We start from the raw sequence: 12,936 nt of genomic DNA, 5'->3' as shown, positions 1-12,936 counted from the left end.
CCGCCTGCCGCCGTCTGCAAAGGGAGTTTGTCTGATGCGCCTTGCCATGCGTCTGCCGCCCAAGAAGGGCGAGGCCGGGTCTGCCGGGAACGGCGATCCGCGCGAGCAGGAATCGGCCGAAATCATCGATCTCGCCAGCCGCGCCGCCTTTCCCGCGATCACCGAAAGGCGTGGCGGGAGTGACGGGCTTGGGCTCGCTGCCGGCGTTGCGCTGGTGGCGGGGATTGGCGCTGTCACCTTCTGGGCGATGAATTCCGCGCGCCTGCCCGATCCGCAAGGGGTGGGCAATCCGCAGGTCGCCGCCGCGCAGCCCGCGCCGGTGCCGGTCGCGCCGCCGGTGCCGCTGGCGCCGCCGGTCGATCCGACCGTTGCCCCCGTGGCTGCGCCCGCGCCGGTCTATGCAGTGCAGCCGGGCGTTGCCGGGATGCCTGCGACCAACCCCTATGCCAGCCCGCAGCTGGTGTTCGACGGCAGTTCGGCGCGGGGTTCGCGCTTTGCCGAGGCGACCGGCGTGCCTGCTCCGGCGGCCGGCACCGCGCCCGCTACGGGCGGAGGCGGCAGCGCGGGCGACTTTGCCGCACGCATCGGCGGGGTCGGCGGCGGTCCGGCGACGGCGCGCAGCATGGTCAACCCCTCGACCACCATCACCGAAGGCACGCTGATCCCCGCGATCCTCGAAACCGCGATCAACACCGATGTGCCGGGCTATGTCCGCGCGGTGGTGAGCCAGGATGTGAAGAGCTTCGATGGCAAGCGCATTCTCGTGCCGCGCTCCTCGCGCCTGATCGGCCAGTATCAGGCCGGGGTGCAGCAGGGCCAACGCCGCGCCTATGTGATCTGGACGCGGCTGATCCGGCCCGATGGCGTCTCGGTCAGCCTTGCCTCGCCCGCGATTGCCTTTGACGGGACCACGGGGCTGGAGGGCGACGTCAACAGCCACTTCTTCAAGCGCTTCGGTTCGGGCCTGCTCCTGTCCGTCGTCGGCGGCCTCGGCGCGCTGGCGACCGGCGGCGTGGGCGGCGTGATCGTCGCGGGCGGCGCGCAGGGCGCGGCCAACTCGGCGGTGCAATCGCAAGGCCAGATCAGCCCCACCATCCGCGTGCGCATGGGCGAGCCGATCCGCGTGTTTACCGCGCGCGATCTCGATTTCAGCTCGGTCGCCCGCTGAGCGGCACGATGAGCGCGGATATCCACCGGCTGGGCAGCGAGGACGGTTCCGTGCCGCTGAGCGCGGAGCGCTCGGTCTATCTCGACGCCTATCTTGCGCCCTTCCGTCGCTGGCTTGATCGCGACACGGTGACCGAGATCATGGTCAATCGCCCGGGCGAGGTGTGGATCGAGGATGCCGCCCACCCGGGGATGCAGCGCATCGAGACCCCCGAGATCGACGACCGGCTGGTGCAGCGCCTTGCCGAACAGGTGGCGCGGGTCTCGCATCAGGGGATCAACCGCGAACATCCCTTGCTCGGCGCCACCTTGCCGGACGGCGCGCGCGTGCAGTTCTGCGGTCCGCCGGCTGCGCGCCAGCACTGGGTGATGGCGATCCGCCGCCACCGCCGGCTCGATCTGCCGCTCGATGCCTATGACGCAGGGCCGCTGCTGGCCGCGCCCGATCCGGTCATGCCCGATCCCGCCGCTGCGCCGATCGCCTATCTGCGTGCCGCGATTGCTGCCCGCCGCACGATCTTGATCTCGGGCGGCACCAGCACCGGCAAGACGACCTTCCTCAACGCGATGCTCGGCGAAATCCCCGAAGCCGAGCGGGTGGTGCTGGTGGAAGATACGCCCGAGCTGAAGTTCCCCGGCGCCAATGCCGTGGGTCTGGTCGCGGTGAAGGGCGAGTTGGGCGAGGCCAAGGTCACCGCCAACGAATTGCTGCAAGCCGCCTTGCGCCTGCGCCCCGACCGGATCGTGCTGGGCGAATTGCGCGGCAGCGAAAGCGTCAGTTTCCTGCGCGCGATCAACACCGGGCACCCGGGCAGCTTCTCCACCATCCACGCCAATTCGATGCGCGGCGCGCTGGAGCAGTTGGCGCTGATGGTGATGCAGACCGGCATCGGCCTCACCCGCAGCGATACCATCGCCTATGCCGCGAGCGTGATCGACGTGATTGTGCAGCTTGGGCGCGATGCCAATGGCAAGCGAACCATCACCGGCATCGCGCAAAGCCGGGATTTGTTGTGACACGCGCGGCTTGGTGATTTACATCTGAAGTCCACGCGATAACAGGCACCCGCCCGGCGTAACAGGACAGCGATGAGCACCGCACCGACGATCAGCGAAGACGGACCCGATCCCTCGGGCGCCCCCGGCTTTGCCGAGCTTGGCCCGGACGAATCGCCCTATTTCAACCGCGAGCTTTCGTGGCTCCAGTTCAACCAGCGCGTGCTGGCCGAGGCCGGGAACGAGGCCTATCCGCTGCTTGAGCGCCTGCGCTTCCTGTCGATTTCGGGCAGCAATCTCGACGAATTCATGATGATCCGCGTCGCCGGCCTCGTCGGCCAGGTGCAGCGCGGGCTGGCGACCCCCTCGATCGACGGGCGCAGCCCCTCGCAGCAATTGGCCGCGATCCGTGAAAAGCTGGTCGAATTGTCGCAGCTCCAGCAGAAGCTGTGGCGCACCTTGCGCGAGGCGCTGGCGGCGGCCGATATTCACGTGGCTGACGAACAGCGCGTGAAGCCGGCCGCGCACAAGTGGCTCAAGGCCTTCTTCCTCAACGAGATTCTGCCGATCATTACCCCGCAGGCTCTCGATCCCGCGCACCCGTTCCCCTTCGTCCAGAACGAGGGCATGGGGCTCCTGTTCACTCTGACGCGGGACGAGACGGCCGAGCAGATCATCGAGATGGTGCTGATCCCCAGCGCCCTGCCGCGCTTCGTGCGCGTGCCGGACGAGGTGACGGGCGCCGAGACCGGGGCGGGCGGGGCGCTCTACATCTCGATCGCCAGCCTGATCCAGCGCTATGCCGAGGCCCTGTTCCCCGGCTTCACGATCCAGGGCGACGGCTTGTTCCGCGTGCTGCGCGACAGCGATATCGAGATTGCCGAAGAGGCCGAAGACCTCGTGCGCACCTTCCGGAGCGCGATCCAGCGGCGGCGGCGCGGGCAGGTGATCCAGCTTGAGCTGGAGGAGGATTTCGATCCCGCTGCCGAGGCCTTGCTGCTCGACCAGCTCGGCATCAACGAGGCCGCGGTGATCAAGACCGACGGGATCATCGGGGTCGACGGCCTCGCCGAAATCGTCGCCGAAGATCGCCCCGATTTGAAGTTCGAAGCCTATTCCCCGCGCTTTCCCGAGCGCATCCGCGAGCATGACGGCGATGCTTTCTCCGCCATCCGCGAGAAGGACATCATCGTCCACCACCCCTATGAAAGCTTCGAGGTGGTGGTCGATTTCATCCGGCAGGCCGCCGCCGATCCGGACGTGGTGGCGATCAAGCAGACGCTCTACCGCGCCGGTTCGCAATCGGCGGTGATCGGCGCCCTGATCGAGGCGGCCGAGGCGGGCAAGTCGGTGACTGCCGTGGTCGAGCTGAAGGCCCGCTTCGATGAAGAGCAGAACCTGCAATGGGCGGGCAAGCTCGAACGTGCAGGCGTGCAGGTGATCTACGGCTTCACCGACTGGAAGACCCACGCGAAGGTGGCGATGGTGGTGCGGCGCGAGGGCGCGTCCTTCCGCACCTATTGCCACTTCGGCACGGGTAATTATCACCCCGTCACCGCGCGCATCTATACCGATCTCTCGTTCTTCACCGCCGATCCCAAGCTCGGGCGCGATGCGGCCAAGATGTTCAATTTCGTCACCGGCTATGTCCAGCCGCACGCGCTGGAACGCATCCACATCGCGCCGATCGATCTGCGCGAGGAGATCTATTCGCGCATCGATGCCGAGATCGCCAATGCCGCGGCGGGCCGTCCGGCGGCGATCTGGATGAAGTGCAACCAGCTGACCGATGAAGGCGTGATCGACCGGCTCTACGCCGCCTCGGGCGCGGGCGTGCAGGTGGAACTGGTTGTGCGCGGCATCTGCTGCCTGCGCCCGGGTGTCGCGGGCCTTTCCGAGAATATCCGCGTCAAGTCGGTGATCGGCCGCTTCCTGGAACACAGCCGTATCTACGCCTTCGCCAATGGCCATGCCATGCCCAGCGCCCATGCGGCGCTCTATATCGCCTCGGCCGACATGATGAGCCGCAATCTCGATCGCCGGGTCGAGGCGCTGATCCCGATCCTCAATCGCACGGTGCACGATCAGGTGCTCCAGCAGGTGCTGCTCGCCAATATGCTCGATACCCAGCAATCCTGGTGGCTCAATGCCGATGGCTCCTATTCGCGCGTCGTGGCCGACGGCAAGCCGTTCAACTGCCACCGCTATTTCATGACCAACCCGTCGCTGTCCGGGCGCGGCGGGGCGCTGGAGGCAGGTGCGGTGCCCAAGCTCAGCTTGCGCAGGGGCGGGGCTGCATGACCTATCGCAAGCGGCGGGACGACCGCGGCGGGGCTTTCGGCGGCAGCACGCCGAGCCGCGCGATCATCGACATCGGATCGAACACAGTGCGCCTCGTCGTCTATGGCGGTTCGATGCGCGCGCCGATGGTGCTGTTGAACGAGAAGGTGACGGCCAAGCTCGGGCGCGAGATTGCCGCCACCGGGCGGCTGGCGGACGAGGCCATGGCGCTGGCGCTGCGTGGGCTGAAACGGTTTGCGCTGCTGCTCGAAGACCTCGGGATCAAGGATGTCGAAACCGTCGCCACGGCCGCCGTGCGCGAAGCCAGCAACGGGCCGGAATTTGTCGATCGGCTGCGCGCAATCGGGCTGAGCGTGCGGGTGATCTCGGGCGAGGAAGAGGCGCTGCTTTCTGCCCATGGCGTGATCGGTGCTTTCCCCGAAGCGCGCGGGGTGGTGGCCGATCTGGGCGGCGGGAGCCTCGAGCTGGTGCGCGTCGCGAGGGGTTCTGCGGACGGTGCCAGCACCCTGCCGCTCGGCACCTTGCGCCTGCCCGAATACGCCAAGGGCTCGCAGGCCGAGATGAAGAAGGCGCTCGACAAGGTGATCCGCAAGGCCGGATGGGACTGCGCCGAGAACCCGCCCGAGGCCAATGGCGCGCTCTATCTGGTGGGCGGCACGTGGCGCGCCATGGCGGTGTTCGCGATGGCTGTGAAGGGTCACCCTTTGAGCGATCCGCACGGGTTCGAGATCGACACGGTGACCGCGATGGAGGTCGCCAATGCGCTGGCGGGGAGCGAGAGCGATGCCCTGCGCAGCCGTGAGCGGATTTCGACGATGCGCGCCGAGAAGCTGCCCGATGCCGCGGTGCTGCTGGCCGCGCTGCTGACCCGGCTCGCGCCTGACCGGGTGGTGTTCTCGTCATGGGGCCTGCGCGAAGGCCTGCTCTATGATCGCCTGCCCGCGCATAGCCGGGCGCAGGACCCGCTGCTGGCCGGTGTGGCCGTGTTTGCCAGCCAGTGCGGCACCCCGCCGACGCTGGCGACGCGCATGGCGGCATGGACGCTCGACGCTGCACCCGCGCGCACCCATGGCAGCGAGCGGTTGCGGCTGGCGGCGACGATGCTCGCGCTCGCCTCGATGCAGATCGAGCCCAACCTGCGGCTCGGACAGGCTATCGATTGGGCGCTGCACAAGCGCTGGATCGCCGTGGATGGCAAGGGCCGCGCGATGATGGCGGCGGCGATTGCGGCCAATGGCAACCAGCTCACTCCGCCGCCCCGCGTCCGCGCGCTGGCGAGCGAGGAGGCGCTGGAAGAAGCGATCCGCTGGGGCCTCGCGCTGCGGCTGGCACGGCGGCTCGGCGCGCAGTCGCGCCGCTCGCTCGAAGTCAGCCGGCTGGTGGTGGAGGAGGGTGCGCTCGTCCTCAGACTGGCGCAGAGCCACGCGGCCTTGCTGGGCCAGCCGACCGAGAAAGACATGAAAGCGCTCGCCACGCGGCTGGGCACCGGCTGGCGTGTCGACGTGGTGCCCGACAGCGAGGTTTAGTCGGCGGTTTTCCCGCTGGTTGCGAAGGGCGAGAAGTCCGTATCGATGTCGTAAAGGTCCACGCCCTCGGCCTTTTTCAGCCGGTTCACCACCACATAGGTCACAGGCGTCAGCGCCGCTTCCCACGCCACCTTGAGCGCCCAGTTGGTGATCATCACGGTGATCACGGCATCCGTCGTCCAGATGCCGAGGAAGGCGACGGGGTAGAAGATCAGGCTGTCCACTGCCTGTCCGAAAAAGGTCGATCCGATGGTGCGGCTCCACAGGGCGCGGCCCTTGGTCCACACCTTCATCTTGGCGAGCACGAAGGAATTGACGAATTCGCCTGCCCAGAAGGCGGTGATCGAGGCGACGACGATGCGCCAGGTGCTGCCGAACACGCTTTCATAGGTCGTCTGGCAGATCGCCCCGCCGGTGATCGCCGGATCGGCGCTGGAGGTGAGCGGGCGCTCGCCGCCAAAGCCGCTCGCGGCGCATTCCCAGCCGTCGAAAGCGGGCAGGGCGGTCACGACATAGGACATGAAGGCAAGGAACAGCATCGCCGCCGTCCCCACCCAGATCACCCGCCGCGCGCGGGCAAAGCCGTAGATCTCGGTCAGCACGTCGCCGATGACATAGCCCAGCGGGAAGAACAGGATGCCTGCGCCATAGATGAAGGTGCCATCAGGCGCGGGCCACCAGCCCTGCGGCCAGAACGGCACATTGACATAGGTGAGTTTGGCCGCGCCGATGATGTTGGACAGCAGCAGGATCGTCACGAAGCCGGCCATCACGAGATCGTAATAGCGGAAGGTCACGGGCGCGCGGGCCGTGGCGACGATCCCGTCAGTCGGATCGCGATCGAAGGCTGCGGCGGGATCGGCGGCGGGAGCGGTGTTTTCCATCGCGCATCGGGTTAGCGCGATTCCCTTGGCTCGCAAAGCGCGCTATTGGCGGGTCCGGCGCGCGCCCGTAGCTCATCTGGATAGAGCGCGAGACTTCTAATCTTGAGGCAGCAGGTTCGAGTCCTGCCGGGCGCGCCAATTTTTTGTTTGGCCTCAGGTGCCGGCGGCGACATCCGTCGCCTTGGCTTCCCTTCGGGGCCACCCCTGCTGACGGCCGTTCGGCCTTGCGGTCCCTGCGGGACCGATGGGTGCATGCTTCAGGTGCTGGCACCAATTACCGCCAGCGCTTGGGCTTCGGAAATCACCTCGGCGTATTTGGCTTGCAGGTCGAACAGGTTCGCCTCGTGCGGGCCTTCGTGGCGGTCGGCGCAGGCCTCGCGCACCACCAGCGGGACAAAGCCATATTGCATCGCGTCGAGCGCGGAGGCGCGCACGCAGCCCGAGGTCGAATAGCCGGTGATCAGCAGGGTATCGATGCCCTCGGCGTGGAGCGCTTCGGCAAGGCCCGTGCCGAAGAAGGCGGATGGGTATTGCTTGGTGAACACCCGCTCGCCCGGTTGCGGGAGGATTGCATCGGGAAAGGCCCCCAAGGGCGATCCCTCGACAAAGGCCTTGAGCACCGGCGCCTTGCGATAGAACACCCCGCCGTCCGACCCATCGGGCTTGTAGCGGACATTGGTGTAGACCACCGGCACGCCAGCTGCGCGCGCGGCCTCTGCGAGCCGTACATTGCTGGCAAGCGCAGCGGCGGCGTCTGCCATGAACAGGGGCGAGCCTTCGGTGAGATAGGCCGTCACCAGATCGACGATCAGCAGCGCCGGCCGCTGGCCCGGCTGGAGCCGCCCCTCATAGACGCCCGCGTAATTGTCGGCTGCCGAGGGGCCGGTCATCAGATGATCCCGGCCGCCGCCAGCCGCTCAAGCTCGGCAGGATCCAGCCCCAGCCGTTCGGAGAGCACCTCGGCATTGTCCTGCCCGGGCGCTGCGGGCGCGGGGCGACGGATGCTCGACGGCGTCTTCGAGAGCTTGGGAAAAGCGTTCTGCATCTTGATGCGTCCGCGCTGCTGCGTCTCCACCTCGATGATCGCCTCGCGCGCCTGGAAATGCGGATCGGCGAGCATGTCGGGCGCGCGGTAGACCCGGCCGGCGGGAATCGAATACTCGATCATCAGCGCATCGACCTCGTCCACGGTGAGCGTGCCGGTCCAGTCATTGATCAGCGCATCCAGCTCGTCCTGATGGATGCCGCGGGCGATGTGGCTGGAATAGCGCGCGTCGCTCGACAATTCCGGGCGGCCCATCGCCTGACACAGCCGCGCGAAGATCGCGTCGTTGTTGGCGCCGATCATGTAGCTGCCGTCCTTGCAGCTATAGACGTTGGACGGGGCAATGCCCTTCAGCACTGATCCGGAACGCTCGCGGATCACGCCGTTGCGGTCATATTCGGGGACGAGCCCCTCCATCACCTGCAACACTGCCTCATACAGGGCGGAATCGACCACCTGACCTTCGCCGGTCTTCTCGCGGTGGTGGAGCGCGGCGAGCACGCCCAGCGCGCCATAGGTGGCGCAGAGGGTGTCGCCGATCGAGATGCCCATGCGGCTCGGCGGACGATCAGGCTCGCCGACGATGTAGCGCCAGCCGCCCATCGCCTCGCCGATCCCGCCGAAGCCGGCGCGGTCGGAGTAGGGGCCGTCCTGCCCGTAGCCCGACATGCGCGCGATGATCAGGCCGGGGTTCAAGGCGTGCAGCTCGACCGGGCTCATGCCCCAGCGTTCGAGCGTGCCGGGCTTGAAGTTCTCGATCAGCACATCGGCCTGCGCGATCAACCGGCGGGCGAGGTCCTGCCCCTCGGGCACGCGCAGGTTGCAGGTGACCGAGCGCTTGTTGCGCGCGATCACTTCCCACTGCACCTTCTCGTCGCCCTGGCCCCAGTTGCGCATCGGATCGCCCGCACCCGGCGGCTCGATCTTGACGACGTCCGCGCCCATGTCGCCGAGCAGCTGACCGCAGAAGGGGCCCGCGAGGAGCTGCCCCATCTCGACCACCTTGATGCCCGCCAGCGCGCTCTGATTGCCCAATGCGGCGTGCGCGTTCATTCCGCCGCCTCCCGCAGAGCGGTCCAGACCGGCTGGATCGGCGCGGGAAGGCCTGTCTCGGCCTCGCAATTGGCACGCAGCGCATCGATGCCCGGGCCATAGTCGAACAGCGGCAGTTCCCCGCGGCTGGCCGACATTTCGGCGCGCAGGGCTTGCGTTGCGGCTGCATCCACAAGGCCCGCGCCGTCCGCCACCACGCCATAGGCGCGCGCGCCTTCGGGGGTCACGAGGCCCTGCCGGATTTCGAGGCCCACCAGCTCGGGATCGCGCGCCAGCGGGTCACCCCAGCCGCCGCCGCCCCAGGTGATGAAGTGCAGCAGATCGCCCGCCTTCACGGCGACGCTTTCGACCTTGTTGCCGACAATGCTCTGCGAGCCATCGGCGCGTTCCAGCACCTTGCGCGCCCGTGCGCCCGGATGCCCGCCATTGACGCCCCACGGCGGCACGAACCAGCGGTCATCATGGATCGCGATCTCGCCATCGGCGAGGAAGCGGTAGGTCATGTGGATGCCATTGCCGCCGCGATGCAGGCCCGCTCCGCCGCTGTCGGGTGCGGTCGAATAGCGCTCGATGCGGAGCGGGAAGTAGCGCTCGAGGAACTCGTTGGGGACATTGGTGAAGCCCGGCCACAGCGAGTGTCCGTCCGGCCCGTCGCCCAGCGGACGGCCCGGAATGCCGCCAAAGCCGATCTGGAACAGCTGGAACCAGTCGCGGCTGCCATCCTCGCGGCTGTCCCAGCCCGAATAGAACAGGTGCGGCGAGGAGGAGAAGCCAGCGGCGTTGAGGAATTCCGGCGTTTTCTGCCCGAGCAGCCCGCCGAGAATGTCGAAGATGCGGCCCAGCGCATGGGTGCGGCCCGACAGCGCGGCAGGGAAGTGCGGCTTCAAGAGCGAGCCTGCCGGGATGCGCACCTCGATCAGATCGTAGAACCCGTCGTTGAACAGGATCTGCGGATCGAAGACCATGATCATGTAGATGCCGAAGAACATCTTGAACATGTTTTCATTGAGGAAAAAGTTGATCGAGGCGGCCGATTGCGGGTCCGTGCCCTCGAAATCGAGGATCACGCGGTCGCCATCGCGCCACATGGTGCAACGGATCTTGTAGGGGCCGTAGCCCTTGCCGTCGTCGCAGATATAGTCCTCGAAGCTGACCGGCTCTTCCGCCACCGCCATCGCCAGCAGCGCCTTCATCGCGCGGTGGTTGCGCGCGAGCAGCTCCTGCGTGGCCGAGACATAGACATCGTCGCCGAAACGCTCGGCCATCTCGATCACGCGGCGCGCGGCAACGCGGCACGAGGCGATGAGCGCGTTCAAATCCGCCTGGCACCAGTCGGGCTTGCGGGTCTGGTGCATCACCAGCTTCATCAGGTCTTCGTTATATTCGCCCTTTTTCCAGATCTTCACGGGCGGGATGCGCACGCCCTCTTCGAAGATCGAGGATGCGCCGATCGGCATCGAGCCGGGGACCGAACCGCCGATGTCGCTCTGGTGGCCGAACATCGCGGTGTAGGCCAGCAGTCGCCCGTCCTTGAACACGGGGAGCAGCACCAGCCAGTCGTTGGAGTGGCTGACCGCACCGCCGCAGGAATAGGGATCGGACAGGAAGATCATGTCCCCGTCTTCGATGGTGCCGTCAAACTGCTTGAGGAAGCCGTCGATGAAGCTGCCGAACTGGCCGACGATCATCTTGCCCGCGGGATCGGAGATCAGCGGGAAGGCGTCGCCCTGTTCGCGGATGCCGGGGCTCATGGCGGTGCGCACGAGGGTCGCGTCCATCTCGATACGCGCATTGCGCAGCGCGTTCTCGATGATGTCGAGCGTGACCGGATCGATCGCGATGGTGTTGAACGGGGTGGTGTTGGGTTCGATGATGCGAGCCGGCATGGTCTTAGCCTTCCGTCTTCAGAGTGATGAGGATGTTGCCGACAGCGTCCACGGCCGCGCGGCAATCGTGCTCGACCAGTGTGGTCGAATCCATCTCGGTGATGATCGCCGGGCCTTCGATGACGTCGCCCTGACGAAGCTTGGCGCGGTCGTAGATCACCGCAGGCCGCTCCTCGCCGCCGATCCACATCACGTGATCGCGGATCTTGGCGGCTGACGGATCGCCATCGCCCTTGGGCAGTTGCGCCGCGGGAAGGGCGGGGGCCTGCCCCTGTGCGACAGCGCGCAGGTTCACGATTTCGTGCGGCGTATCCATGTTGAAGGTGAAGAGCCGCAGATGCTCCTCGTCAAAGCGGGCGAGGATGCCTTCGATCCCGTCCTTCTTGAGGATGTCCTGCGTGATCGTCAGCGGCACTTCGAAGGCCTGGCCTGCATAGCGAACGTCGATTTCGAACAGCGAGGTGATCTGCTCTTCGGGAATGCCGTCCGCCAGCAATTCGCTGCGGGTCTGCGCTGCCATTTCGTCGAGCACGGCGACCAGATCGGCGATGCTCGTGTCCTTGGCGAGGCGCGAGAAGCTGCGCGCGGTCTCGGTGCGCATCCGCGTGGTCGCATCGCCCAGCGCGCAGAGCACGCCGGGGGAAACCGGCGAGATTGCGGGCCAGCTGCCCATCAGGCGGGCGACCGCATTGACGTGGAGCGGGCCGGCGCCGCCGAAGCCCATCAGCGCGAATTCGCGCGGGTCGTAGCCCTGCTGGACCGAGATCATCCGCAGCGCGCCGAACATGTTCTCGTTGACGATATCGATGATCCCGCGCGCGGCTTCCATCAGGGTGACGCCCAGCGCATCGGCGATGGTCTGCACCGCGGCCTTGGCGCCTTCGCGATCCAGCTTGAAGCTGCCGCCGAGGAGGTCTTCGGGCAGGTAGCCGAGCACCACATTGGCGTCGGTCACCGTGGGCAGCGTGCCGCCCTTGTTATAGGCGACCGGCCCCGGCACCGCGCCCGCGCTTTCCGGGCCGACACGCAGCGCGCCGGTGAGCTGGGGCACGTGGGCGATCGAGCCGCCGCCCGCGCCCACAGTCTTCACGTCGAGCGCCGAAGCGCGGACCGACAAGTGCCCGACTTCGGTGGTGCGCTGGCGGCGCGGTTCCAAGCCCTGGATCAGCGCCACATCGGTCGAAGTGCCGCCAACGTCGAGCGTGAGGATGTTCTCGAAGCCCGCGTTCTTCGCCACCCAGAGCGCGCCCGTCACCCCGCCGGCGGGGCCGGACATGAGGATGTTGACGGGGTGCTCCTCGGCCTTCTGGCTGCTCATCAACCCGCCGTCGGAACGCAGCAGCGAGAGGCGGCCACCAAAGCCCTCGGCCTCCAGCCGGTCACGCAGGTTGGAGACATACTTGCTTACCACCGGACGCACCGCCGCATTGGCGACCGTCGAGAGCGTGCGCTCGTATTCCTGCATTTCGGGCAGGACTTCGTGGCTCAATGAGACGGGGATGCCGGGCAGTTCCTCGGCGGCGATCTGGCCGATGCGGGCCTCGTGCGCGCCGTTCAGATAGGCGTTCATGAGGCTGACGGTGAGCGCCTCGATCCCGTCCGCTTTGAGCTTGCGCAGCGCGGCGCGCACCGCGTCTTCATCGAGCGGGGCGACTTCGCGACCTTGGGCGTCCATGCGGCCGGGCACTTCGACCGTATGTTCGAGCCGGGCGAGCGGCTGGGGCTTGGGCCACACGATCCACGCGGCGAGGCCTCCGGGCACGAAGCTGCGGGCGATCTGCATGATATCGCGGTAGCCCTGCGTGGTGACGAGGCCGACGCGCGCGCCCTTGCCTTCGAGCACGGCATTGGTTGCGACTGTGGTGCCGTGGAGGAAGTAGGTGATGTCCTCCGCGCCGATCCCGGCGGTGGCCATGATCGCCTTCACCCCGTTGAGGATGCCTTCGGAGCTGTCATGCGGGGTCGAGGGGGTCTTGTGCCGCCAGAAGGCCCCGCTGCTCTCGTCGAACAGCAAGAGGTCGGTGAAAGTCCCGCCCACATCTACGCCCAGCCTGTAAGTCATGCCGTTTTCCTGTCTT

The 12,936-nt window shown here is 67.1% G+C and carries 9 protein-coding genes and 1 tRNA gene; 5 read left to right on the top strand and 5 right to left on the bottom strand.

What is annotated here, in order from left to right:
• The first annotated feature begins 34 nt into the window (after positions 1-34).
• The 4 genes from RSE14_RS06310 (at position 35) to RSE14_RS06295 (ending at position 5,990) form a co-directional block, all read left to right on the top strand.
• Positions 35-1,168, top strand: coding sequence for a TrbI/VirB10 family protein (locus tag RSE14_RS06310; protein WP_324076378.1), 1,134 nt, complete (start codon positions 35-37; stop codon positions 1,166-1,168).
• Positions 1,169-1,176: 8 nt separating this feature from the next.
• On the top strand, positions 1,177-2,184 hold the full coding sequence (gene virB11, locus RSE14_RS06305) for a P-type DNA transfer ATPase VirB11 (protein WP_324076377.1): 1,008 nt from the start codon (positions 1,177-1,179) through the stop codon (positions 2,182-2,184).
• Positions 2,185-2,256: 72 nt separating this feature from the next.
• On the top strand, positions 2,257-4,464 hold the full coding sequence (locus RSE14_RS06300) for an RNA degradosome polyphosphate kinase (RefSeq protein ID WP_324076375.1): 2,208 nt from the start codon (positions 2,257-2,259) through the stop codon (positions 4,462-4,464).
• On the top strand, positions 4,461-5,990 hold the full coding sequence (locus tag RSE14_RS06295) for a Ppx/GppA phosphatase family protein (RefSeq protein ID WP_324076373.1): 1,530 nt from the start codon (positions 4,461-4,463) through the stop codon (positions 5,988-5,990). The genes RSE14_RS06300 and RSE14_RS06295 overlap by 4 nt, the downstream gene beginning before the upstream one ends.
• On the opposite strand, the gene RSE14_RS06290 is transcribed toward RSE14_RS06295, so the two are convergent.
• Positions 5,987-6,874 (bottom strand): queuosine precursor transporter, encoded by an 888-nt coding sequence (locus tag RSE14_RS06290; RefSeq protein ID WP_324076371.1) that lies wholly within the window; start codon positions 6,872-6,874, stop codon positions 5,987-5,989. The two genes, RSE14_RS06295 and RSE14_RS06290, sit on opposite strands and share 4 nt — an antisense overlap.
• A gap of 61 nt (positions 6,875-6,935) precedes the next feature.
• Here RSE14_RS06290 and RSE14_RS06285 point away from each other — a divergent pair.
• A tRNA-Arg gene (locus tag RSE14_RS06285) sits at positions 6,936-7,012 on the top strand.
• 119 nt (positions 7,013-7,131) lie between these two features.
• Here RSE14_RS06285 and RSE14_RS06280 read toward each other — a convergent pair.
• Genes RSE14_RS06280 through RSE14_RS06265 form a run of 4 tightly spaced genes read right to left on the bottom strand, consistent with a single transcriptional unit; the run spans position 7,132 to position 12,920 of the window.
• Positions 7,132-7,764 carry an isochorismatase family protein gene (locus tag RSE14_RS06280; protein ID WP_324076369.1) on the bottom strand — a complete coding sequence of 211 codons (633 nt, stop codon included), beginning with the start codon at positions 7,762-7,764 and terminating at the stop codon, positions 7,132-7,134.
• The gene (locus tag RSE14_RS06275) at positions 7,764-8,972 is read right to left on the bottom strand and encodes a CaiB/BaiF CoA transferase family protein (RefSeq protein WP_324076367.1); all 1,209 of its coding nucleotides are present in this window, start codon (positions 8,970-8,972) and stop codon (positions 7,764-7,766) included. The genes RSE14_RS06280 and RSE14_RS06275 overlap by 1 nt, the downstream gene beginning before the upstream one ends.
• Positions 8,969-10,858 (bottom strand): hydantoinase B/oxoprolinase family protein, encoded by a 1,890-nt coding sequence (locus tag RSE14_RS06270; protein ID WP_324076366.1) that lies wholly within the window; start codon positions 10,856-10,858, stop codon positions 8,969-8,971. The genes RSE14_RS06275 and RSE14_RS06270 overlap by 4 nt, the downstream gene beginning before the upstream one ends.
• 4 nt (positions 10,859-10,862) lie before the next feature.
• On the bottom strand, positions 10,863-12,920 hold the full coding sequence (locus RSE14_RS06265; RefSeq protein ID WP_324076364.1) for a hydantoinase/oxoprolinase family protein: 2,058 nt from the start codon (positions 12,918-12,920) through the stop codon (positions 10,863-10,865).
• Positions 12,921-12,936 lie beyond the last annotated feature (16 nt).

This window comes from Erythrobacter sp. (genome assembly GCF_035194505.1).
Lineage (GTDB): Bacteria > Pseudomonadota > Alphaproteobacteria > Sphingomonadales > Sphingomonadaceae > Erythrobacter.
This window is presented reverse-complemented; position numbering and strand designations above follow the sequence as displayed.

Excerpts from the sequence above, each read along its gene's own strand:
- RSE14_RS06310 (WP_324076378.1), top strand. The coding sequence starts at position 35 with ATGCGCCTTGCCATGCGTCTGCCGCCCAAGAAGGGCGAGGCCGGGTCT.
- RSE14_RS06295 (WP_324076373.1), top strand. The coding sequence starts at position 4,461 with ATGACCTATCGCAAGCGGCGGGACGACCGCGGCGGGGCTTTCGGCGGC.
- RSE14_RS06290 (WP_324076371.1), bottom strand. The coding sequence starts at position 6,874 with ATGGAAAACACCGCTCCCGCCGCCGATCCCGCCGCAGCCTTCGATCGC.
- RSE14_RS06270 (WP_324076366.1), bottom strand. The coding sequence starts at position 10,858 with ATGCCGGCTCGCATCATCGAACCCAACACCACCCCGTTCAACACCATC.
- RSE14_RS06280 (WP_324076369.1), bottom strand. The coding sequence starts at position 7,764 with ATGACCGGCCCCTCGGCAGCCGACAATTACGCGGGCGTCTATGAGGGG.
- virB11 (WP_324076377.1), top strand. The coding sequence starts at position 1,177 with ATGAGCGCGGATATCCACCGGCTGGGCAGCGAGGACGGTTCCGTGCCG.
- RSE14_RS06265 (WP_324076364.1), bottom strand. The coding sequence starts at position 12,920 with ATGACTTACAGGCTGGGCGTAGATGTGGGCGGGACTTTCACCGACCTC.
- RSE14_RS06275 (WP_324076367.1), bottom strand. The coding sequence starts at position 8,972 with ATGAACGCGCACGCCGCATTGGGCAATCAGAGCGCGCTGGCGGGCATC.
- RSE14_RS06300 (WP_324076375.1), top strand. The coding sequence starts at position 2,257 with ATGAGCACCGCACCGACGATCAGCGAAGACGGACCCGATCCCTCGGGC.